Annotated in this window: 22 protein-coding genes; 6 read left to right on the top strand and 16 right to left on the bottom strand. The window is 35.7% G+C overall.

Going from position 1 to position 22,876, the window contains the following annotated elements; genetic code table 11:
- Positions 1-2: 2 nt before the first annotated feature.
- From KF896_07655 to KF896_07635, 5 genes are all read right to left on the bottom strand, one after another.
- Positions 3-1,091 carry a response regulator gene (locus tag KF896_07655; GenBank protein MBX3043576.1) on the bottom strand — a complete coding sequence of 363 codons (1,089 nt, stop codon included), beginning with the start codon at positions 1,089-1,091 and terminating at the stop codon, positions 3-5.
- Between the two features lie 152 nt (positions 1,092-1,243).
- The gene (locus KF896_07650; protein MBX3043575.1) at positions 1,244-2,416 is read right to left on the bottom strand and encodes a thiolase family protein; all 1,173 of its coding nucleotides are present in this window, start codon (positions 2,414-2,416) and stop codon (positions 1,244-1,246) included.
- A gap of 91 nt (positions 2,417-2,507) precedes the next feature.
- Complete coding sequence (locus KF896_07645) at positions 2,508-2,837, bottom strand: TraR/DksA C4-type zinc finger protein (GenBank protein MBX3043574.1); 330 nt, start codon at positions 2,835-2,837, stop codon at positions 2,508-2,510.
- A 25-nt stretch (positions 2,838-2,862) separates the two neighbouring features.
- On the bottom strand, positions 2,863-5,136 hold the full coding sequence (locus tag KF896_07640; GenBank protein ID MBX3043573.1) for a hypothetical protein: 2,274 nt from the start codon (positions 5,134-5,136) through the stop codon (positions 2,863-2,865).
- Between the two features lie 60 nt (positions 5,137-5,196).
- The gene (locus tag KF896_07635; GenBank protein MBX3043572.1) at positions 5,197-5,661 is read right to left on the bottom strand and encodes a 6,7-dimethyl-8-ribityllumazine synthase; all 465 of its coding nucleotides are present in this window, start codon (positions 5,659-5,661) and stop codon (positions 5,197-5,199) included.
- 257 nt (positions 5,662-5,918) lie between these two features.
- On the opposite strand from KF896_07635, the gene KF896_07630 reads away from it, so the two are divergent.
- Together KF896_07630 and KF896_07625 are read left to right on the top strand one after the other, a co-directional pair.
- Complete coding sequence (locus KF896_07630; GenBank protein ID MBX3043571.1) at positions 5,919-6,542, top strand: FKBP-type peptidyl-prolyl cis-trans isomerase; 624 nt, start codon at positions 5,919-5,921, stop codon at positions 6,540-6,542.
- A 335-nt stretch (positions 6,543-6,877) separates the two neighbouring features.
- Complete coding sequence (locus tag KF896_07625) at positions 6,878-7,621, top strand: M50 family metallopeptidase (protein MBX3043570.1); 744 nt, start codon at positions 6,878-6,880, stop codon at positions 7,619-7,621.
- Positions 7,622-7,658: 37 nt separating this feature from the next.
- Here KF896_07625 and KF896_07620 read toward each other — a convergent pair whose 3' ends face one another.
- Entirely contained in the window at positions 7,659-10,508 is a 2,850-nt protein-coding gene (locus tag KF896_07620; GenBank protein ID MBX3043569.1) for a hypothetical protein, read from the bottom strand.
- Between the two features lie 263 nt (positions 10,509-10,771).
- Between KF896_07620 and KF896_07615 the strand changes: the two genes are divergently transcribed.
- From KF896_07615 to KF896_07600, 4 genes are all read left to right on the top strand, one after another.
- Entirely contained in the window at positions 10,772-11,623 is an 852-nt protein-coding gene (locus tag KF896_07615; protein MBX3043568.1) for a hypothetical protein, read from the top strand.
- A 15-nt stretch (positions 11,624-11,638) separates the two neighbouring features.
- A complete protein-coding gene (locus tag KF896_07610) occupies positions 11,639-12,142 on the top strand; it encodes a hypothetical protein (GenBank protein ID MBX3043567.1) in 504 nt (167 codons plus the stop codon).
- Between the two features lie 124 nt (positions 12,143-12,266).
- A complete protein-coding gene (locus tag KF896_07605; GenBank protein ID MBX3043566.1) occupies positions 12,267-12,953 on the top strand; it encodes a hypothetical protein in 687 nt (228 codons plus the stop codon).
- A 1-nt stretch (position 12,954) separates the two neighbouring features.
- A complete protein-coding gene (locus tag KF896_07600; protein ID MBX3043565.1) occupies positions 12,955-14,667 on the top strand; it encodes a flotillin in 1,713 nt (570 codons plus the stop codon).
- Positions 14,668-14,777: 110 nt separating this feature from the next.
- On the opposite strand, the gene pyrE is transcribed toward KF896_07600, so the two are convergent.
- The 10 genes from pyrE to fliD form a co-directional block, all read right to left on the bottom strand.
- On the bottom strand, positions 14,778-15,320 hold the full coding sequence (pyrE, locus tag KF896_07595) for an orotate phosphoribosyltransferase (protein ID MBX3043564.1): 543 nt from the start codon (positions 15,318-15,320) through the stop codon (positions 14,778-14,780).
- 11 nt (positions 15,321-15,331) lie between these two features.
- Positions 15,332-16,723, bottom strand: a complete 1,392-nt coding sequence (locus KF896_07590; protein MBX3043563.1) for a M20/M25/M40 family metallo-hydrolase — start codon at positions 16,721-16,723, stop codon at positions 15,332-15,334.
- 6 nt (positions 16,724-16,729) lie between these two features.
- Positions 16,730-18,178 (bottom strand): OmpA family protein, encoded by a 1,449-nt coding sequence (locus tag KF896_07585; protein MBX3043562.1) that lies wholly within the window; start codon positions 18,176-18,178, stop codon positions 16,730-16,732.
- Between the two features lie 9 nt (positions 18,179-18,187).
- Positions 18,188-18,850, bottom strand: a complete 663-nt coding sequence (locus KF896_07580; protein ID MBX3043561.1) for an O-methyltransferase — start codon at positions 18,848-18,850, stop codon at positions 18,188-18,190.
- Between the two features lie 14 nt (positions 18,851-18,864).
- Positions 18,865-19,812 (bottom strand): MCE family protein, encoded by a 948-nt coding sequence (locus KF896_07575; GenBank protein ID MBX3043560.1) that lies wholly within the window; start codon positions 19,810-19,812, stop codon positions 18,865-18,867.
- Between the two features lie 14 nt (positions 19,813-19,826).
- On the bottom strand, positions 19,827-20,291 hold the full coding sequence (gene ssb, locus KF896_07570) for a single-stranded DNA-binding protein (GenBank protein ID MBX3043559.1): 465 nt from the start codon (positions 20,289-20,291) through the stop codon (positions 19,827-19,829).
- Positions 20,292-20,438: 147 nt separating this feature from the next.
- On the bottom strand, positions 20,439-20,690 hold the full coding sequence (locus KF896_07565; GenBank protein MBX3043558.1) for a hypothetical protein: 252 nt from the start codon (positions 20,688-20,690) through the stop codon (positions 20,439-20,441).
- A 2-nt stretch (positions 20,691-20,692) separates the two neighbouring features.
- Positions 20,693-21,037 (bottom strand): hypothetical protein, encoded by a 345-nt coding sequence (locus KF896_07560; GenBank protein MBX3043557.1) that lies wholly within the window; start codon positions 21,035-21,037, stop codon positions 20,693-20,695.
- Positions 21,024-21,422 (bottom strand): flagellar protein FlaG, encoded by a 399-nt coding sequence (locus KF896_07555; protein MBX3043556.1) that lies wholly within the window; start codon positions 21,420-21,422, stop codon positions 21,024-21,026. The genes KF896_07560 and KF896_07555 overlap by 14 nt, the downstream gene beginning before the upstream one ends.
- Positions 21,423-21,444: 22 nt before the next feature.
- The gene (fliD, locus tag KF896_07550) at positions 21,445-22,872 is read right to left on the bottom strand and encodes a flagellar filament capping protein FliD (protein MBX3043555.1); all 1,428 of its coding nucleotides are present in this window, start codon (positions 22,870-22,872) and stop codon (positions 21,445-21,447) included.
- Between the last annotated feature and the right edge of the window lie 4 nt (positions 22,873-22,876).

The following is a 22,876-nucleotide window of genomic DNA, read 5'->3' as shown; positions in this document are numbered from 1 at the left end:
ATTTAGACGACAGGAAGATAAATTCTTACAGAAGTGTATTCATTGGGATTACTGTCAATTTGGAGCTTGCCTCCGGCTAATCTTAATAAATTTTGCACTATTGCAAGCCCAAGCCCAATTCCTTGTTGCTCAAATATTTCTCTGCCAAACTGCATAAAAGAACCAATATTTTGAATTTCTGATTTGTCCATACCTCTGCCGAAATTAATAATTTTGATAATATAAAATCCACCACTCGCAATACTAACAACATCAAGTGACTTATCGGGGTCTGAAAATTTTGCAGCATTATCGGCAATTTCGTACAAAATTTTATAGGCATATTGCTCAGCAATCTTGATATTTTTATCAGGGCATAATTCATAAGTTATGTTTTTTACTTTTGAATAATTAGATTTTGCGGTACCGCATGCAGAGCGTATGACAGATTCAATTGAATAATCTTCGATTTTTTTAACATCTGTTGAAGTGATGATATTGCTATTCAAATCATTGAAATATTTATAATTATCCACTAATCTCATCAGTCTGGCGCCTGAATCATGAATATGCTCGATAATTCCATCCATTTCTTCATTTTTTATCTCAGCAACATTCCCTTTTAGAATTTTAGAAAATCCCATAATTGCATTCAAAGTTCCTGTTAGCTCACCCGGCATAGACATAGAAATATTTTTAATCAGGTCATCTACTTTATTTGAAAGCGAATCTTTCATTAATTCATTCTTTTTCAACCTTGTTTCAACTGCTCTGATTAATTCGGAACCTTTGTATGGCTTGGTGATATAGTCATCAGCACCAAGATTCATACCCGTTCGGACTGCATCATCGCTCGCATTAGCAGTTAGAAAAAGGAAAGGAGTTGTATAAAATTCCGGATATTGTCTTAGCTCTTTAATAAGTTCAAGCCCATTCATTTCAGGCATATTAATATCGCATACGATTAGATCCGGCTTGGAACTTAAAATCAATTCGATTCCAATTTTGCCATTTTCAGCGCATAAAACTTCGTATCCGTTCAATTCCATAAGGTCACGAACATTCGACCTAATGTCATCTTCATCTTCTATTACAAGTATTCTTTTCATCATACAAATTTAAGTTAAATCTTAATTTTTCGTGGGATAATTCTAATATGAACAAATAAATAATCTTTTGTCGAACTGAGCGAAGTAGAAATATTGATTATTCAACCATTATTCACAACTTCGCTCAGATAATCTGCTATATTTAGTTTTCAGAATTATAATAATTCAATAAGTAATGCATTTGCTTCGCCGCCACCAATACATAACGAAGCAATTCCGCGTTTGAGATTATAATGCTTTAAAGCGTAAATCAAAGTTGTCAATATTCTCGCACCCGATGCTCCGATGGGATGACCTAACGAAACAGCACCGCCATGAACATTTACTTTTTCTCTTGGAATAGCAAGTTCGCGTATTGTATGCATCGGCACGCAGGAAAATGCTTCATTAATTTCAAATAAATCAATATCAGCGATACTCAGTCCTGTTTTATTTAATAATTTAGTGATGGCAGCAGTTGGAGCTGTTGTAAACCACTGCGGGTCTTGAGCGTGTGAATTATGGCTGATTATTGTAGCAAGCGGTTTGATTCCTTTAGCATTGGCAAATTCCTCAGAAGAAATCACAAGTGCTGCAGCTCCGTCATCAATTGAAGAAGCATTTGCTGCTGTAATTGCGCCATCTTTTTTAAATACAGGCTTTAATGAAGGCACTTTATCAAATCTAACTTTTCCGGGTTCTTCGTCAGTATCAACCGTGACTGAGCCTTTGCGGTCTTCAATAACAACAGGTATGATTTCATTAGTAAACTTGCCTTCCTGCTGAGCTGCAATAGCTCTTTTGTAGCTTTCGACAGCAAATTCATCCTGTGCTTCGCGTGAAAATTCACATTCAGTTGAGCATAACTCACCTGCCATACCCATGTGCAGCTGATTATAAACATCCCACAAGCCGTCACTTATCATTGAATCAACAATCTCGCCATTTCCCATTCTGTAGCCTTCGCGTGCTCTTGGGAGAATATATGGAGCATTAGTCATAGATTCCTGACCACCTACTACAGCTACCTGTAAGTCGCCGCATCTGATTGCCTGGTCAGCAAGCATTACAGCTTTAAGTCCGCTTCCACAGACTTTGTTGATTGTCATACATTCTACATTTTTTGGAAGTCCGGCATAGATTGCTGCCTGACGTGCAGGCGCCTGCCCGACACCACCCGTGAGAACATTGCCCATAATTACTTCCTGGACATCTTCGGGTGCAATACCTGCCCGCTTTACAGCTTCTTTTATAGCTACTGCACCAAGTTGTGGCGCCGAAAGTGAGCCAAGACTGCCCATAAAGGCTCCGATTGGAGTTCTTGCTGCTGATAAGATCACTGATTTCATTTGATAATTTCCAATATATGACTAAAATTTTGACTATTTTTTTCTTAACGAAATTTGATGAGCATTATTATTTTTAAAATTAGCAATTTAATCAACTTGGGCTGCAAGCAACACAAGTAAGACTATGGGGCATAAACATCAGCCTTTTGATAGGTATTTCCGCATTGCACCTTACGCATTTTGTGAACTTATCTGTACCGTATTTACTTTGTCTGAATTCGAGTCCTTTCAGCATTTCTCGGGACATTGTAAGCGAAAAATCAGCAACACTTTTATTATTAATTGCATCCATTCTGGTAATTCTACCAATCGAATCATCCGGAGCAATGGCTTCAGTTCTACCTTCCAATAGTAAAATTTCAAGTTGTGTTGAAATAATATCTTTTTTAATTATTTCAAGTAATTCTTCTTTCTCATTCAATATAAATAATTCCTTAATCCAAAATTTAGTCAGAGCTTACTACAGCGATTTTTTGCACAGCAGAATGTTTTGTACTCGATGAAGTGGCTAATACAAGGTAAACTCCATTAGGAACTCTGTTGCCATTTTCATCTCTGCCATCCCAGATAGTTTTTCTGCTGTTCACCAGAAACTTTTTTACAAGTGCTCCCGCAGGTGTAACAATTCTGATATCTGAAAATTCCTCAAGCCCATCAATTACCATTTCATTATCGCTTGAGAGGTTGAATGGTTGAGGATAACATTTTATATCAAAAGATGTCGCAGGTTGCAGAAATAAACTCTGTGCTTCGTAAATTCCGGATTTGCTTCCGAGATAAACCTGACCTGTAATTTCATTGTAGCCAATTGAAAGAATTTCGTCAGTAGGAAGAGGTGAATTACTACGGTTGATATTACCTAAAGTATCAGAGCCGTCAGCATTTATTACCCACACACCGTTATTAGTTGCAAGCCATTTATTATTCTGAGCATCAACCATTATATAATTAATATTCTGCTCACCAATCAAACGATTGAGATTTCGCACATTGATATTAACCTGAGATGAAACAACAGTTGAGGGATTTGATATTACAGCAAGTCCACGAGGGGTGCCAATCCAGACAAATCCTGCCTTATCAGTTTCTATATGAGAATGAGTATTATCAGGGATATTAGGATAATCATTTTGAGTCAAAAAGCCACGATGCTGCTGATTAGCGGGATTGCTTAAACTTCCGTTTTCGTTGACATACATCATACCAACGCCCTCAATTCTACTTCCACCGACCCATTTTGTTCCGAAGAAATCAATTGCAAGAGACGAGAAAAATCGTTGATTAGAATTACGCGGATTAGTATAGCCGTAAGAATTATACTCTTTGTCAAACGCTACTATTGCAGGACCCTGAGACTGATTGCCTAAAATTGGAACCCATATATTGCCGCTATTATCTACTCTTGCTTTCCCGCACACAAGATATCCGGCTGCATTTGCCAAGCCATAAAGCTTAGAATTGCTCGTATCAAAAGTTCTGAAGTTATATTCGTTACCTTGAGGTTCAAGCACAAGAAGACCTGTACCATAGTTCGACACGATTATTCTGCCATCCGGTGCCGCTGTTATTTTATGATAATTATTCCCTTTGATTTCAGGATACTTATTTACAGTAAAATTTTCCCAGGTCTTTCCGTCAAATTTGGCAAAACCGCGTCCATTAGGGTCAATATCTGTTGCAATCCACAGGTTCCCGTTTTTATCAACTTCCAGGTCTGTTGATACATTCAGCAATGGAGAATCCGGTAAATAATGAATAAAATTTCCATTTAGAAATATTCCGATGCCGTTATTATTATATATTACAATATAACCTGATTTTCCAGCTTTATTATAAGGTAAAAAACCATTGACAAAAGATTCAGGATTTGGAATTTCGATTAATCTGTCTTCAAAATCCAGCATTCCGAAAATTGTTGAATATGCAAATCCGCTTTCATCTGAATAAATCGAGGTATATCTGTCTTGTGTAGAGCGGTATTCTCTCAGAGTATCATTAACAAGTCTTGTTATAAATTTCTCGCTCATTGCATAAGTTATGCCGTCATAAATTGCAATATCAATGATTGATGTTTCAAATAAGCCCGGGTTTGACCGGTATCCATTCCAATTTGCCGGGTTTGCAAGCTGTGAATTGAGATTGGCAGAAGCAATTCCATTTGTTGTAGCTATCCAAATATTTCCGTTATCAATTAATATTCTGTTGACAGGATTATTAGTATTAAAATTTGAAAATCTTCTGATAGTTTCTTCAAATACCATTCTATCAATATTAAATACCGCAAGACCAAATCCACCTGCGATATAAGCTTTATTTCCGTGGAAAGCTATGTCATTAATTCCGGGATTTGAAAATCTCTGACTAAAAATATCCGTAATATGTGTCCAGCCAATATTTTCATCATAAATATCTAAATAGCCGTTTTCACTGCCTGCGTAAACATTTCCTGAATGAGGATGTATCTTTACGACGCTAATATTAATATCAAGCATCTCGTCAATATTACGAAAGACCTTGAAATTATTTGCATCAGTATCAATTGTGTATAAGCCTCCTGTGGAAGCCACCCAAATTCTTCCACTGTTGTCAATATCAACCGAACGTGTATTTACAAGTGATGTATGGGCTTTCCAGTTGTCAAGCCGCAATTGGGAATGAAGACTGATATTAAAAATAAATATTAGCCCAACTGTCAAAAAGCTTATCAGGAGTTTTTGCATTGGTTTTTTCCGGAAAATAATTTAACAAAGCAGTAAAAAAATCTACTTGGAATCTCCTGTTTACATTGCTTTTAATAAAGAAGCCATTTCAATTGCTGACACTGCAGCTTCAAAGCCTTTATTGCCGGCTTTACTGCCTGATCGCTCGATAGCTTGTTCGATGGTATCGGTAGTCAAAACACCCATAATACAAGGCACACCGCTATCAAGATTGATTTTTGATATTCCCTTTGAAACTTCAGCAGCGATATAATCGAAATGAGGTGTTGAACCTCTGATAACCGCTCCAAGAGCAATTACTGCATCATAATTTTTGGAATCTGCAAATTTTTTCACAACCAGTGGAATTTCAAAAGCACCAGGGCAGTAAGCTATAGTAATTCTGCTCTCATCTGCCCGGTTTCGCTTTAGTGCATCTAAAGCACCATCAAGCAATTTACTTACAACGAACTGATTCCACCTTGATACTACAATTGCAAATGATTTATCCTGAGCATCAAATATGCCCTCAATTACTTTTGGCATAATTTTATTTCCTTTAAACTTTGTATTTCCAATTTTTTAAGTTACTTTTAATATTAGTCAAATTGCAAAATGTAAAATTATTTTTCTTCTTAAACGATTTTATATTTTTTATAGTCGAATTAACTATTGTTTTAACTTAAACGGATTTTATAATGAATAAATTTATTGTGCTTTTTTTAACAATCTTAGTATTGTTAAGTGCTTGTAATACCGATACTAAAGGTAATGCCAGCAAAGATATGGAACTGAAAACCAATATGGACTCAGTTTCATACATTTTAGGTGTTAATTGGGGTAAGCAGTTAAATAATGATTCTATTGCTGCAAATATCGAAGCAATAACTATGGGCTTCAAAGATGCATTTAAAGGCGAAATCAAAATTGATGAAGTAAAGAGTAATGAAATCATTCAGGCTTTTGTTGGCGAATTGCAGAAAAAACAAATGGAATCCCAGCAAGCCGAGCAGGAAGCTTTGAAAGCTCAGGGACCCAAGAATTTAGCTGAAGGACAAAAATTCCTTGAAGAAAACAAATCAAAAAGTGATGTTAAAGTAACTGCATCAGGTCTTCAGTACAAAATCATCAATCCCGGCAAAGGAGCAAAACCTAAAGCTACTGATAATGTTGTTGTACACTATAAAGGCTCCCTTATTGATGGTACTGTTTTTGACAGCAGTATTGAACGTGGCGAGCCAGCTAAATTCCCGCTGAATGGGGTTATTCCCGGCTGGACTGAAGGTCTTCAGCTTCTCGGCGAAGGTGGTAAGGCAATACTTTACATCCCTTCCGAACTTGGTTATGGAGAAAATGGACGTCCTCCGGTTATACCACCAAGCGCAACTTTGATTTTTGAAGTTGAATTAATCAGAATTGAAAAGTAAATCTATTAGTATTTTCAGCTAAAAATTTTCTGTTGGGGGTATAGCTTGCTGTACCCCTTTTCTTTCTCAAATGCTGCTTTAAGTGTAAATATATCAGTCAGAAAGTAATAGTATCGGATATTGATTGCAGTAAATTGCAACAAAGTAGAGTAATTTGAGAGTATAGATTCTTAAAATATTGATTAATTGCTTTCTATTTCGTGTTATTGATTAGAGCAAAATTATTCATTTTAACAGTGCGAAGTATATTCTAAGGAACATATTTGCAATAAACATATAAACAATATTTTAAGCTCATATACTTTATATAATTTTTAAATTAGAATGAGCCGTATATGTCAGATTTGCAAGTCAAGAAGATACAAACATACAGTCTTTTCGGGTTTGGCTTAGTTACAATAATATTATGGAATATTCCCGGTTTAAGTTTAGTTTTATATCCGTTTACTTTACTTGGAACTTGGTTCCACGAAATGGCTCATGGTATTGCTGCGATTTTAATGGGCGGTAGTTTTCAGAAATTGGTTATATTCCCGGATGGCTCCGGTTACGCTCAATTTGCATATACATCACTTTTTCTGGGTGGCATAGGGAAATCCATTGTTGCAGCTGCAGGTCCTGTTGGTCCAACTATAGCAGGTTCACTGTTTATAATTGCATCAATTAATAAAAAATCAACAGAATGGGCTCTTTATATTTTCAGTTTTTTGCTGATTTTATCTTCACTTATATGGGTAAGACCACTTATAAGTTGGGGATTTCTTATCGTATTGTTTTTTGCGGTTTCAGCTACTTTAGTATCTGTAAAGGCTTCAATTAATGCCAAAATTATGACACTTCAATTCCTTGCTGTTCAAGCGTTTATAAGCGTGTATCAAAGTATAGGATATTTATATTCAACTGGAGCTTCAGTAGATGGTTCGCCCAATATGAGTGATACGCAGGTTATAGCCGATAATTTATTTTTGCCATATTGGTTTTGGGCAACATTGCTTCTGGCATTCAACGTATGGATGATTTATGTAAGCCTGAAATATTATTTCAAAAAAAATGAATCAGGTAAATCAAAACAAATCTAAATACAAGCAACAATGAGCTGATAATTAGGAAAAGCAGCTATTTGACTACCATTATTTTAATTGATTTGGCAAATGGACCCGATACCATTTTTACAAAATAGAGGCCTGTATTTAGTTCTTTAAAGTCAATTATTTGAGTATAAGTGCCACTTTCTTTGAATCCGTCTGAAATCAAATTTATTGATTCGCCAAATGAGTTAAACACTTCAATATAAGTCTGAGCCGGTAAAGCCACAGTATAGCTGATTTCTGCAAAACCACCTAAAACAGGATTTGCTGTCTTACTTTTCAAATCATAAAATCTATTGGACAAAACAATTTTGCGAACTTCTTCACCGCAATAGGACATTCTGACCTTACCTGAAAATAATTTCTTGTTAATGCATCTTTCAGCAGATGGAAAAATGGCAGTTTTAAGTTCAATATCGCTTGAGCTTGAATCTCCAAGAAGTACAATAAATACCGGTTTACATAAAACACCTTTAAGTCCTTTCAGACTTGTACTTCCACGGGCTGTGATATTTAATCTGATTCTATCACCATCAACTTCAGTTTCGTATGTATCAAAACTTATCCATCCACTTGTAATATCTCCCGGCAAAACTTTTCCACCAAAGAACAAATCTTTTTTATCATATTCAATTTCCAATTCAAAACTATAAATATCAATTTCATTCAAATCGGTAAAGTCACCGATTATTTCAAATTCCGGTCCAAATGATTTTGGAGGATTATATTCAAGAATTGCTCCCGGTACTGTATTTTCTATTTCAGGCAATTGGACAATTAAATTTCTCTTGACTGTATTGATTCTGATTATTCCTGTAGAAGTATCAACATCGCTGAACACACGCAGGAATAGTTCGAAAATGTCCTTATCTTCATCATATGTCTCAAACCTGAATCTAAGGTAAATACTGTCTAAAGGATCAAGTATAACAAAATTATTATCAATGCTGTCTGTATCGATAGTAAAAGCTCCTAAATCTCCTGCAACAGGCTTAACCTCGATTATGAAGGCTTCAGTAGTATCTGAGATGTTCTTGATTTTGATGAGCCCCTCTGTTATACGGCAGTGAAATGCACTGTCAATTGATATATTTTCAATTGAGATAACCTTGTTATAGCTTGTTCCGGTGACATAAATAAAAGTAGTATCCCATTTTGAGCCGTCAACACCATAATAAGAGTCGGAAATAATCCTCAAAGCTACTTGCCTTTCGCCTGCTTCACGTGGAAGAAAAGAAACGGGTATTTCAAGCGGATTTAATATATTGATAGAAGTATCCCGAGGAAGTGCTTTGCCAAAAGTAAATTCATCCGGTAGTGTAAACCCTACCGGCATAACATCAATTGATTTGATGAATAAATCTGCTGACCATGATTTTGATGCAATACTGACGTTGCCCGTTGAAGGATGCTTGATACTTACAAGTGTTTTACCGGGGAATTGATAACCGCTTGCTTCGATTAATGGTTTAAATCCGAATCCGCGTACATAATTAAATATACGACCTTTTTCAATTCCGGAAGCGATATCAAATATCGGAATTACCTTGATTTCCTTTAAAAATTCTGTATTTGGTGAGAATTCCACCGGGATTTGTATCTCCTGTAAATATCCAAGGTATTCAGGTCTGTCAGGATAAAGTAACGCAGGCGATTGAGAGCTAAGCCTTGGTTTAATTTCGCTGTCAATTATTCTGAATTCGTTTGATAATTGGCTTAATTCAAAACCACTTACAGACACAGGATTTTCACCGCTGTTTCTGAGATATAAATATCCTTTTTTTCTGTCCCCAACTCGAACTCTGCCAATATGTACATCAGACAAATATGGACCGGGAAGGTATGCAATTCCTCTTATATGACAAACACTGTCAGGACCGGAAGCATTGTTTTTAAATGTTAATGTATCGAAAAATTCGCCATGTGTAGTCGGTTGAAACGTGATTCCGTTAATAAATCGTTCCATCTGTGGGTTAATCTCGAAATTATTAAGCTGCATAGCCGCTTGCTGCGAAATACCGAATGGACTAAAGTCTGATAATGGATAAAATCCCGAGATTATGAGCTTGCCTGAACCCGGATTTGATATATTTAACCCCTTACCGTAAACAGGATTGAATGACTCATTATATACGACTATTTTGCCTACTTCAACAGCCCGAAAGTCAATGTCTTCTACAATTATTGCAGGTTTGACCCCTATTCCATTCATTGGAAGACGGTATGTAAGACATTCGGTTTCAATAAGTAAAGTATCAACATCAAATACATCTTCTGAATATTTATCTGTGAGAGGATTAAATGAAATTATTATTCGATGAATTGAATCAGGTGAAATTATCAAATCTTTGGGCATCTCAACAATGCTGAAGAGTATTCCTTTTGCAAGCCTGATTGAAACTATTTCTATATCTCGGGAGGTCATATTTTCGATTTGAGCATTTAAGCGGGATTCTGTATTAATAAACACATTTCCGAATGAAAGGAGATTTGGTGTCAGTTGAATTCGCTCAGCACGATAAACAACCGAATCAAATGCAAAATTCCTGTTCGTTGAATCTACTACAAAAAAAACTGCTTTTGCATCTACATATTTATTCAATACACTAAGCATAAACGAGAAATCATAATTCACTTGTCCGGGCTCAAATGTGCTGGAGTGAATCTCGGATATGTTTTCCGACCGTCCGGCAAGCAGTACCGGTGGTTGAATTATGCCTACATCGCGCTGGAAAGTATCCTGATTAATCATTAAGCTGCGGTCATCTGTTACCTGTATGGCAAACTCACCGCAGTGCGACCCACTAACTATAACAGGTGGTTTGATATCAACAGTATCAATTTTAGAATATCCATTCTTAATAAAGGAAAAAAACAAAATAGCTGTCGCAATTAAAAGTAAAAAGCGACTTTTCCGAGAAGATTCTATTTTGTAAAATTTCTTCATTTAAGATTATGTTAACACAATTAGTATAATGACAATTTAATATGAAAAAAGTTACGAAATTATATTAAAAAACTTGTATTTTATTAAAAAACAATGTTTCTTGGTTATGAAAGCTATAAATATCTTTCAATTTTTATAATTTCAAATCGTTATTTCAGTTTTAAATCTCAATTTTTATAAATCGTAATATATTCATGAAATATTTATACATTATTGTTATATTTTTAATAATATTTAATTCTGTCAGAAGCGAACATACTGAACCTTTTTCTGAGTTCAGTCAGTTAAACATCGCAAAAAACAGAAGTCAGATAATTAATAATAAGGTTGTTGAAAAATACGCATACAGATTATTAAGTGAATTGGATACTTCAGATAGAAAGATTGTTTCAAGAGAGTATTTTGACGAAAAAGGCAATATCTTGAAATTTGAATCAATTGATGATTATGGTTCAGTCCAAATTAATGCTATATATAAATATAATGATGAAGGTATGCTCATCAATCTTGAGGAAACGGATAATTTTCGTACAATTATCCAAAAGCACACTTACTCCTATGACCCGTTTGGGAAGCTGGTGAAAGTACTGACCACAGGTTATCAGGATGTGCATATACAAACTGTTCAATACGAATATGTTGAAGAGAAAAGCGTAGTCATAGAAAGTATAAAAGATAGTAGTAATAATGTCATAGAATATGCAATTCATCTTTATGACAAGCCTTTTAACCAAATCATTAAAACTTCATATTATACAAAGGATAACGAAATCAATGGAATTACGGCATATTTTTACGATTCAAACGGTATAAACAGTCGCGAAGTTTACAAAAAAAATATTGATGAACCTTACCAAATAAAATATCATAATATATATGACGAAAAATCCAATCTTTCCGAAGTTCGCAATATTGGTTTTCCAAATAAATTGATGGTCACGGTTAAGCATATTTATGATGAAAATAATTTACTTATCAGTACAGCAATGTATGATGCTGAAAATAATTTTATTACTGCAATCAATTACGAATATATTAAAAATTAAGAATTAAGAATTAAAATGATTATTATAAATAAAATATTATCTTTGATATTTTCTGTTACAATTCTATTCATTGTTTCTTCTTGTGACGGCGGACTTGCTCCACGTAAGGAATCAGACAAGTCAGTTTTGAACGGAAAAATAAAATTTGTTAAGGGCAATGACAACTGGCCCCCCGAAGATTCTGTTTTTGCTATCAGAGCGGCAGCATTCAAGGAAATGCCCGACTCGAATATCATACTTGCAATTCTTGGCGGTAATGCGTATTTTACCGGTGAGTCACTACCAATGTATCAGGATTCTATTAATTTTACATTCGATATTACTGAAGCACCCGTAAATCTGGTTTATATTGTTGCTGTATGGCAATATACACCTGATATTTTATCCCAAAGGGTAATAGGAGTATATACCGAAACGGGCGATAAAACTAAAGCTTCTCAGCTTATGATTGAAAAAGGTAATACATATAACATAGAAATTGAAGTTGATTTTGACGATTTACCTCCTATGCCTTTTTAATAAATCTCTAAATATTTGTAATGGCAAGTTTTTTTGAAACATTTTTTTAAAAAAATCGAATTAAATAGAGATATTAGTTTAAAAAGTATTAATTTAGAAAGTATCACAATTACAAATTTGAAAAATGTTTACTCTCTATCTTGCTTGTTTAATTTTCGGCGGAATTCTGCTTGGAGCTTCCCTGATTAGCTTTGGTGGTGGCGATACGGGAGAATTGTCTGATACCGATATTGGAAATGATGTTGATGTGAGCCATGATGTTGATGTGAGCCATGATGTTGATGTGAGCCATGATACCGAAATTTCCCACACCTCAGATTACGACCACCATACCGACCTGACAAGTACTTCTGCATCAAATACGATTGAGAGTATCAGCAAATCAGGAATTATCAAGGAAGCCGCACAATTTTTCAGTTTCAGAAACCTTATATTTTTTATGACTTTCTTCGGTCTGACCGGCACAGTCTTCAATTTGTTCGATATATCAGGAATTTTGGTGCTAATTGCATCACTTGGTATGGGTGCATTCAGCTATTTATTTGGTTACGGACTGATGAAATACTTGCGAAATAGCGAATCAGGTGGAGAAATCAGCATAAGAGGATTAATCGGCAAGACAGGTTTTGCCGGACTTCCTATTACAAAAGACCGTATTTCAAAAGCGGTTATTTATACAGGCTCGAACAGCCGTGAATATTCTGTTCAGCTATCCGAATCTTCGCAGTATGATAGTCTTGGCATTAGAGATAAAATTTTAGTTATTGAAGTTGTAGAAAATATACTTATTGTAGATAAATTAGAGGTATGATATGGAAAGTATTATTGAGTTGTTATTACCGCTTGCCGCATTAGGAGCAATTGCGATAATTATTATTTTAGTCACTATAAGCAAACTTTTGCTTATAGCGCATCCAAATGAAGTGATTATCCTTTCGGGTAGAAAACGCAAACTCGAAAATGGAGAATCAGTCGGCTACAGAACAATTCGTGGCGGTAGAACAATCAAAATACCACTTTTGGAAAAAGCAATTCGAATGTCTCTTGAGACAATACCGATTGAACTGCAAGTTACTAACGCTTATTCAAAAGGAGGTATTCCTCTTCGAGTTGAGGCTATAGCAAATATTAAAATTGCATCTCAGGAGCCATATTTTGGTAATGCTGTTGAAAGATTTTTAACACGCAAAGAGTCTGAAATTCATGGTATAGCTAAAGATACTTTGGAGGGTAACTTGCGTGGCGTTCTTGCTTCACTTACTCCTGAAGAAGTGAATGAAGACCGTTTGAAATTCGCAGAAACTCTTATGGACGAAGCCGATATTGACTTGCAGAAGCTTGGTCTTCAGCTTGATACTCTGAAAATTACTAATATTTCTGACGAAAATGATTACCTCAATTCTATTGGTCGTGGAAAAACTGCTGAAGTAATTGCCAATGCTAAAAAAGTTGAAGCCGCCCAAAAAGCTGAATCAGAGCAAGCTGAAGCTGAAGCTCAGGAACGTGCTGAGCGTGCAAAAGCATTCTCTAAACAGAACATTGAGCAGGCACAGATTGAATCTGAACAGAATGTACTTGTGTCGCGTGCAAACAAAAATGCAGAAACACGCGAAGCAGAAGCCCTCTCTGAGCAGCGTGCCGCTAAAGCTCAAGCCGCTGCTAAGCAGGAAATCGAGCAGGCACAGATTGCAGCCGAGCAAGGTATAAACATTGCTGCATCAAATAAAAGAGCCGCTACCGAGGAAGCCGACGCACTTGCTCGTGAGCGTGCAGAAAAAGCTCGTGCTATTGCCAAGCAAGCTATTGAGCAAGCACAGATTGATTCCGAAAGGAACGTAAAGATTTCTAAAGCACAAGCTGACCAGCAAATTGAAATTGAAAATAATAATTATCGTATTAAAAAAGCTGAACTTGAAAAAATTGCTGTTGTCAAGGAAAAAGAAGCTGAAGTTGCCGGTACAAAAGCTAAAGTTAAGTTCGAACAAGAACTTGAAGAAGAGCGTATCATACTCCAAAAGAAAAGACTGATGGCTGATGTTATAGAGCCGGCTAAAGCCAGAAAAGAAGCAATGGAACTTGAAGCTAAAGGTCAGGCTGCATCAATAATTGCTGATGGTGAAGCTCAACTCGAAATTCTGCGTAAGAAAATTGAAGCTTACATTTCTGCAGAAGGTGATGGTGACAGGATTTTTATGTTAAATATGCTTCCTGAGATTATTGAGCAGCTCGTTTCAACTGTTAAGGATGTCAAAATTGATAAAATTAGCATCATTGATTCAGGTGGCGGAACAGGCTCTCCTATGACAAAGGTAGTAAATCAAATTCCTGCGGCTGTTGTAAACCTTGCCGAAATGCTCGAAAATGCTACAGGAATTGACATTTTGAATAGTTTCAAGAAAAAGCCTGAGAATGATCAGGATAATTTTATGGATGATTTCAGAAGCAATTTTGATAATTATGGTTTTGAAGATAATTATGACACTGAACCTGAAATTGAAAACATTGAAGTTGATAAGAGCGAATAATAATTACAATCTCAGATGAGCTATAACAAAATTGTAAAAGCCGAAGAGATTAACTGCTTTTCGGCTTTTTCATTTTTAGAATTATTTATTTTTTAATAAAAAACTGAGTTCTAAATTAAACCAGCCTTATTTGCAGCATTTTTGATATAGCTCATAGTAAAGAGTGGATGAAGACAGATATTGTTCTCGGTCAATGCTTCCACACCTGACGCTTCACGGTCAATTACGCAGACAGCATCCTGAATCAAAGCGCCCGTACTCCTTAAGTCCTTTACGCTTAAAATAATCTGACCACCGCTTGTAACAACATCTTCGACAATAAGGATTTTCTTACCATCATAATCAGGTCCTTCGGCAAATTTTTGCGTGCCGTATTCTTTTGCTTTTTTGCGAGTAAATATTACAGGTTTCCCTGTTTTGACCGAAAGTAAGGTTGCAAGTGGTATTCCACCCATTTCAAGTGCTCCAAACATATCGAAATCATTTGGAAGTAAGTCAATCATAAAATCACTAATAGCATCCAGTAAAACCGGATTGCTTTCAAACTGATATTTGTCGAAATACTCATTGCTTATTTTGCCTGAGCGTAGTAAAAATTCACCTTTAATATAAGATGCTTTATAAATTTCTGCAGCAAGTTGCTCTCTTGTCATTAAAAATCCCGTTATTTTTGATTAATCAATTCTTGTGGTAAATCCGCATAAATATATAGTGCAATTGCAATTGCGGCTATGCAATCGTTCAAATCCTTTGGTTTCACTTTATCAGGTGTATCTGAATGGTTATGGTGATAATAGAAGTATTTTCCGCCATCATTTGTGCCAAGACTCATGCCCGGAACACCTGTACGCATCATTGGACCAATATCAACGCCACCACCACCTTTTGTAACCTGAATCTCCGGATTGATTTTTTGAAGCAATGGCTCAATAATTTTTAATGTATTAAGCATACTTTCAGAACCGGTATATCTCAAAGCAGATGGCGGGAAAATGCCTGAATCATGTTCAAACATAAGTACATGCTTTTCATGCTGATGTGCATCACGATATGAGTAGCCGCCTCTTACGCCATTCTCTTCATTAGTCCATTGAACAATTCTAATTGTTCTTTTAGGCTTCAGACCAAGATTTTTTAATAGTCTGACAGCCTCCCAGGTAACAATACATCCACCTGCATTATCCTGAGCACCAGTTCCTGCATCCCATGAATCAGTGTGACCTCCGACAGCAATTATTTCATCAGGATAATCAGTGCCCGTCAGCTCACCTATTAAGTTATGCGACACAGCATCAGGTAAAGAATCCAAATCAAATTCCAATCTTATTTTTGGAGTGATTCCATATTTGACTAATCTGCCAAAAAGCATTGCATCTTCAGGGGTGATAGAACCATGAGGAATTCTTGGGACAGAGTCGGAATAAACCATCATCCCGGTATGAACATTATTTGAAATATTTGTACTGAGAGGTCTCATAAGCGATGCAACAGCGCCGTACTTTGCAGCACTGTCGGCACCATAAAATCTGTATGCAAATCCTTTTCCATAACCTTCATAAGGAAAATTATATACAACTATTTTACCCTGAACAAGGTTTTTCTTTTTGTGTAAATCTTCAAAACTATCAACTGTAATAACTTCAGCTTCAATTCCTCCTTTTGGGGTTGCAATACTACCTCCGAATGCAAAAACAGGAATATTAGCTTTTCTGGGATGAGTCAGCTCGCAATTTTCGTGATTTCTTACCCAGTGAGGCACCATAACTTCATCTGCTCTGACATTTTCAAAGCCGTCTTTTTTCATTTCCGAAAGCATCCATTCAAGAGTTTTCTCAAGATTCTCCGAGCCACTAAGACGCGGACCGAATACATCACACATATATTCAAGCCGGTGATATGCTAATGTATCAGAATGCGCTTGTTTGATTATTAAATCAGCTATACCTGAATAGTTCTCAGCGAAAAAAGCAGAATTTTGCTCAGATTTTGCCTGAAATCCTAATAATATCAGAAAATTAATCAGTAGTAAATATTTTAGAAAAGCGAATTTATTCATAAATACCTATTTTGCGATTATAATGAATTCAGTTCTTCTGTTTTTTGAGCGTCCTGCTTCTGTTTCATTGCTGGCAACAGGCTTAGCAAAACCAAAACCGCGATATCTAAGCCTTCTTTCGTCAATCCCACGCTCAACTAAAGCATCATAAACAGCTTGGGCTCGGCGCTCTGACAATGCTTCGTTATATTCTTTTGTGCCAATATTGTCAGTATGCCCTTGAATATCAAATTTTAAATTGGGCCAGGTCATCATTAAATCAACTAATTCATCAAGTGTCAGATATGAATCTTCCTTGATTATAGCTTTATCAAAATCAAAGTTAATCGGCCTGACGACTGTATCTGAAAGTGCAAGCCAGCCGGTTGTATCATAAAACCCGTCCGCTACAAGTGAATCTGCTCTTCCGGGCACATTTATAGCGGCGTAGGCATGATGATAACCCCAATATGTAGGCGGTACATAAGTAATTCGGTAAAAATATCTCAGGCTCATATAAATATCTTTAAATATTGCTATGAGTTGTTCTTTTGTATGGGCTTTGTAAAATTTTCCACCGGTATATTGCGAGAGCAATCTCAATGATTCATCCTTTGAATATCCAAAAGCGACGCAAAATACATGAACATCAAGCTCTTTTGCTTTTCGGATTAAAGAATCAAGGTTTTTTTTGGAATAATTATCATCACCATCGGATAAAATTACTACAATTTTGGGTTGGTCTTTCGGGCTGTCTTTGAGCAAATTTATACTTCCGTAAATTGCATCAAAAACACCTGTAAAAAGACCCAGACCTTCATTACGTTTAGCTCTGTAAAGCCTGAGAATATCGGCAGTATCTTTTAAAAGAGGCACTTTTACATCAAGTGTTCGGTTAAATGTGCCAAGAGCAATCCTATCCTGCGGAAATTTCATTGAAACAAACAATTCCGTTCCTTCGAATATCGCACTTAGAATTGCATCCATTGAGCCGCTGTAATCAACTGTGAGCACAATATCATAGGCAATTGAATCATCTGCTCCGAACTCTCTGACTTTAAAATCTTTGATTGGAGCGTGCCTAATCTTGTAATTTTTCCCAAGTTCCTCTCTGACCGAAGTAAAATATTCGATATCCTTATCTTTTTTGTAAGGGTCAGCCATATGAGTGACGAAATTACCCAAAGAGTCGTAAACTCTTGCAAAGAACCGTACTTCTTTTGGATAATCCTCTGCTTCAAACCTGAACATATCGAATATTAGCAAATTTACATCTACTGAATCAATGGGTTTTGTATCGCTGAGATAAATTTCTTTTGGAGGTTCTTCATCGCCATATTTCAATCGCATTTCCTCTTCGTAAATTTCCTTCTGAAGCTCGAATCCTGTCTTACGAGGAGTTTTACAAGAATTAGTCAGAAAGCTGATTGAAAATAGCATTAAAATGGAAATTAACAAATATTTGGACTTTTTCATGACACTGACCTATTTTATTTTGACACCCATAATTATTCCATCACCGACCGGAACCATACAAACAGAGTACTGTTCATGATTTCGGAAGTAGTTATTGAAGCCTGTAATTGATTTCACATCTTCGGGATTTCTTTCCGGAGCAGAACTTGCTACAAATCCGAAGGCAAAAGCATTATCTGCGGCAAAAATACCGCCAACTCTTAACATTGGTGTCAAAAAATCAAGATACCTCGCATAATTTGGTTTATCAGCATCAACAAATATAAAATCGAATTTATTTTCAGGATTGTATATTCTTAAAAATTCAAGAGCGTCACTGTTTTGGACTTCAATGATGTTTTCCAGTCCCGCTTCTTTAACTTTCTTTACAGCAAAAACAGCGTGCTTAAATTCGTTTTCTATGGTAATAATCTTAGCATCATCAGGCAGAGCCCTTGCCATTGTTATGGCAGAATATCCTGCTAAGGTTCCAAGTTCCAGAATGTTTCTGGCTTTAATAGATTTCAAAATGAACTGCATAAAAAGCCCTTGTTCTGGTGATATGCTTATATCGGGAATACCTTCAGTTCTTGCTTCTTCGACAAGATTTCGCAAAAAATCATCTTCTGAAGAGAAATTTTGTTTCAGATATTCAAACAAACGGTCATCAACGGGTGTGGGTTTCTGAGACATCTTAGAATTTCCTCTTATGGTCTTGTTCCAAGTCGAACATTAACATTCACTCCGTGATTATTTACTTGTTCAAGAAGAATGGAAAGATTGATAAATGCACTGTCTAATTTATTCATAAGCTCTTTATCATATAGAAGTTTACTGGCAAATCCACTTCCATTTCTAAGGTCAACTGCAATTGTATTTACATTCGCAATCAAATCGTTAGCACCGGCTATAGTTGTATCAACATTTTTAAGTAAAATTTTGACATCATCTAAAGCTGTATCAATATCACCAAGTATATTGGCAACTGTAGGTTCGTGTTTATCAACAGCTTTTCTAAGGCTTTCAGTCAGTAAATTCAGATTACTAATTGAATTATCAAGCTTAGTATAATTATTATCAAGGAAATTATTCAGATTCGCAGAGAGTTCAGCTGCATTTTTAGCTGTTAAGCGAATGTCTTTCAGAACTTCGCCATCTGCAAGCAAATCTGTTGCTGATGCTGCAATTGTATCAAGCCTTCTAACTAACATAACAGCATCACCAGAAACTTCGCCAACCAAAGTTACCAGCTGCGCAATATCAGGAGGAGTAAATCCTGTCATTTCATTCTGAATATTAAATTTTTGTGATTCAACGCCCGGATTAATTTCGATTTTCTTTCCACCGGTGATTTCAAGTAAAGTAATTTTTGCATTTGCATCAGATTTGATATCGTTATAATTATCAAGCATTACAGTTATAAGCACTGATGAGTTATCATTTTTTACATTAATAATACTGCCGCGCTTAACTCCATTTACTACTACCGGTTCTGATACCTGCACACCGCCTGAGTTTGGAAATCTGATTTTTAAAAGTCTGTCTTCGGATGTAACTTTATATCCTTTCCCAAGTGAAATACCTAAAAATAGCAATGCAAGTGCAATAAAAGTTACAATGCCTACTGTTATTTCCTTATTTTTTTGATTTTTCATTCATTTAAAATATTTTAATATAAAAGCTCATCATCATTGTTAAAATTGCCGAAAGCACTATCATTTTGATTATCATAGTCAAAATCATAATCATCGTTCACATTATCAGCATCGGTATGGTTTTCTGAATTATCTCGCGAAAATCTCTTATTATCCAGAAGCAGGATATTATCTGCAATTATTTCAACATAAAATCTTTTAACATTATTTTTATCTTCGAATTTACGAGTTCGTAATTTACCCTCAACAAATATTCTGGTGCCTTTATGAACTATTTTCATTACAATTTCAGCAAGAGAACGCCATGCTACAATAGTGTGCCAGTCAGTATGCTCTGCAAAATTACCATCTTTGTCCCTCCATGATTCAGATGTGGCTAATCTGAAATGAGCTACCGGAATTCCCGAAGGAGTATGTTTTAATTCAGGCTGTTTTCCAACATTTCCAATCAACATTACTTTGTTAAGTGCTCTCGACATAAGTGTTCCAATCCCGTAATATCGTAATGAATAAATATTTGTTAAAGAGAATAGACGAAATTATCATTATAAATTACATCTATAACAAAAAAAAATTTTCCATTATATTTAATGGAAAATTTTAGATTACAAAAATAACAAAAAAAATTAAATCTCTGCGTATTCTAATATTCTGCTTGCGATTTCCAAGTCAATATCTCTATTGTTATAAGTTCCATCTTCAAGTCTTGACTTTATTAGACGAATTTTTTTGATATCATCAGAAATTTCAAGTTTATCACTTTTATTTATTCTTTCCGAAGAGCTGCTTGCTTTATTATCAACAGCTGCTTTACGGGATTCAGTTTCATTTTTGAGCCCGTATATATTGGCAAGTGTATTAACAGAGTTTATTTTCATTTTCAGCTCTTGCTATAAATTAACAATGATTTTTGACTATTTAACTTTTTAATCGAATTTTTTGCAATTTTGACTTTCTCATCAATCAATGCAATATTTTGTTTATCGAATGTGATTACTTCCTGAATTTTATCATTCATAAGCTCACGTTGCCGTTGAGTTAAAGTACCAACTTCAGGAGATGAAAGATACTTACTTAACTCATCTAAAATTGGTTTTCTGGCAGTATAATACGAGGCGATATCTGCGAAGTGGTCTTCTGCAGAATCACATAGAAATGCCTGAATTCCTAACGTAATTTCATAAGTAGAATTCAGTAGTTTCATCGCTTCGTTATACTTTAGCATCAGCCAGAGCTCCGCTGCCAATTTGATTCGATACTATTTTTGCAATTTTAAGCATAATTTCAGGAGGCATCTGACGAACAACTTCCTGAGTTTCCTGGTCAATCAGTTTCATAATCAGTTGATTTGCTTCTTTCTCAAACTTGAATTCGACATTTAGTTGGTTACCTTCCAAAATGCCTCTAAGTTCACGATTCAAGTCATCAATTGATTCCTGATTGTATTTTTTTTCCTTAACTTCAACCTTCTGAGTTTCGGAATCGCTTTTGGGCTGACCATTTATTTTCGAATTTTCAAGCCGTGCACGATTGTTCATTTCGATTTCAATCTGAACATCGTTCTGCTTGTCAATCATAAGGTCAGGCAATCCACTAATAGCGCTAATCATAATGCACCTCAATTAAAAGGTTTTAGAATAATCCGTTTTCACTACCTTGTGTAATGAAACCGCTTAAATATGTATTTTGATTCTGTGCTTCATAGAAGAGTTTCAAATAACTTTGATATTGTCTTCTCAAAGCATTAGCCTGAGTTTCAATTCTGCTTTCAGTATCTGCGAGTCTTTTACTTGTTGAATCAATTTGAGTTTTTAGATTTTTGTTTCGTTCCGACACCAATCCTGAATTTCCTTTGAAAGGAGAAATCAGCTCTTCGACTCGCTTTGCTATGCCGTTTTCTCCTGAAAACAAATCAGCTAATTTCTGAGGGTCAGATTCAAGTGCGGTTTTGAATTTATCGCTGTCAGAAATCACAAGAAAACCGCTATTATCAAACTTAATTCCAACATCTACCAAATATTGATAACCGTCTTCAGCAGAGTCGGTGAATTTAGTTAGAGCAACATTTCTCAAATTCTGGAGTAGTCCGGTTACTGCCGAGTCATTTCTGCGAATATCTTTATTTTGATTAATACTTGACATTACATCATTTATAGATGTGAGCAAGCCTTTTACAAAATCTTCAACTGATTTGGTATTAACAGTTGTCGAAAGTGTAATCGGACTGGCATCCTGTTCCTGGGTTTTGAGCAGATTGATAGTCAAGCCATCCAAAACATCAGTAACAGTATTAGAGCCTCTTGTAATATTGATACTATTCAGCTCAAATTTAGCATCTAAATCAGAAAAATCTTCGCGTCTGAAGCCGGCACCGGTTTCAGTTGATAAAACTCTTGTATTCGTATCGCTAAGGAGAGCAGTAGGATTGAGCCCTAATTTATCCAATACTGTACTTTCCGAAAATCTGATACGGTTATCCGAGCCTGTATTCTTAGCAGTAAGAGATAATCTTCCGGTAGTTGTAGTATCTTTTACAAAGGCGGCATTGATATCAAGGTCAGCTGCGCTGTTAATAGCCTGAACAATTTTCTTCATTGCCTGCTCATTCGTTTCTGTACCGTCGAAAGTTACCGAAACTTCTTTAGTTACGTCGCCAATAGTAAACTCAAAAGTTTTGTCCCCGGCATCTTCTCCGAAGTTATCACCAAGGTTCAATCTACTTGTAATTAATAAATCATTAGAGGCAAGTTGATTTACTTTCAGAGTATTATTGCCTATTGTTCCATCGCTTTTTGAGCTTGCTGTTGCAATAGAGGCATCAGATGAAGTTACAGACTTGGCAAAGAATTTGTCAATTGCATCTGCGGCTTTGAATTTATCAATCTGAGATGAGAGGGAATTAATACGGGTATTTAAATTAGTATAGAATGACTGACGAGACTGCAACAATGTGCGTCTGTTAGTCAAACTATCAATTTTATTTTGCTGAGTAGCTTTATAAGACTCAACAAGTAAATCTGTTTGAGACTGATTAGTTTGTAATACACTATTTAAACTCATTTTC

Source organism: Ignavibacteriota bacterium, from assembly GCA_019637995.1.
Classification (GTDB): Bacteria; Bacteroidota; Ignavibacteria; order Kapaibacteriales; family UBA2268; genus JANJTB01.
This window is presented reverse-complemented; position numbering and strand designations above follow the sequence as displayed.

Bases quoted from the DNA above. Each gene is read 5' to 3' on its own strand.
- pyrE (MBX3043564.1), bottom strand. From the start codon at position 15,320: ATGACAAGAGAGCAACTTGCTGCAGAAATTTATAAAGCATCTTATATT.
- KF896_07635 (MBX3043572.1), bottom strand. From the start codon at position 5,661: ATGCCAAAAGTAATTGAGGGCATATTTGATGCTCAGGATAAATCATTT.
- KF896_07625 (MBX3043570.1), top strand. From the start codon at position 6,878: ATGTCAGATTTGCAAGTCAAGAAGATACAAACATACAGTCTTTTCGGG.
- KF896_07575 (MBX3043560.1), bottom strand. From the start codon at position 19,812: ATGAAAAATCAAAAAAATAAGGAAATAACAGTAGGCATTGTAACTTTT.
- KF896_07640 (MBX3043573.1), bottom strand. From the start codon at position 5,136: ATGCAAAAACTCCTGATAAGCTTTTTGACAGTTGGGCTAATATTTATT.
- KF896_07580 (MBX3043561.1), bottom strand. From the start codon at position 18,850: ATGTCTCAGAAACCCACACCCGTTGATGACCGTTTGTTTGAATATCTG.
- KF896_07585 (MBX3043562.1), bottom strand. From the start codon at position 18,178: ATGAAAAAGTCCAAATATTTGTTAATTTCCATTTTAATGCTATTTTCA.
- KF896_07615 (MBX3043568.1), top strand. From the start codon at position 10,772: ATGAAATATTTATACATTATTGTTATATTTTTAATAATATTTAATTCT.
- KF896_07610 (MBX3043567.1), top strand. From the start codon at position 11,639: ATGATTATTATAAATAAAATATTATCTTTGATATTTTCTGTTACAATT.
- KF896_07605 (MBX3043566.1), top strand. From the start codon at position 12,267: ATGTTTACTCTCTATCTTGCTTGTTTAATTTTCGGCGGAATTCTGCTT.
- KF896_07655 (MBX3043576.1), bottom strand. From the start codon at position 1,091: ATGATGAAAAGAATACTTGTAATAGAAGATGAAGATGACATTAGGTCG.
- KF896_07590 (MBX3043563.1), bottom strand. From the start codon at position 16,723: ATGAATAAATTCGCTTTTCTAAAATATTTACTACTGATTAATTTTCTG.
- ssb (MBX3043559.1), bottom strand. From the start codon at position 20,291: ATGTCGAGAGCACTTAACAAAGTAATGTTGATTGGAAATGTTGGAAAA.
- fliD (MBX3043555.1), bottom strand. From the start codon at position 22,872: ATGAGTTTAAATAGTGTATTACAAACTAATCAGTCTCAAACAGATTTA.
- KF896_07560 (MBX3043557.1), bottom strand. From the start codon at position 21,037: ATGCTAAAGTATAACGAAGCGATGAAACTACTGAATTCTACTTATGAA.
- KF896_07630 (MBX3043571.1), top strand. From the start codon at position 5,919: ATGGACTCAGTTTCATACATTTTAGGTGTTAATTGGGGTAAGCAGTTA.
- KF896_07600 (MBX3043565.1), top strand. From the start codon at position 12,955: ATGGAAAGTATTATTGAGTTGTTATTACCGCTTGCCGCATTAGGAGCA.
- KF896_07555 (MBX3043556.1), bottom strand. From the start codon at position 21,422: ATGATTAGCGCTATTAGTGGATTGCCTGACCTTATGATTGACAAGCAG.
- KF896_07650 (MBX3043575.1), bottom strand. From the start codon at position 2,416: ATGAAATCAGTGATCTTATCAGCAGCAAGAACTCCAATCGGAGCCTTT.
- KF896_07565 (MBX3043558.1), bottom strand. From the start codon at position 20,690: ATGAAAATAAACTCTGTTAATACACTTGCCAATATATACGGGCTCAAA.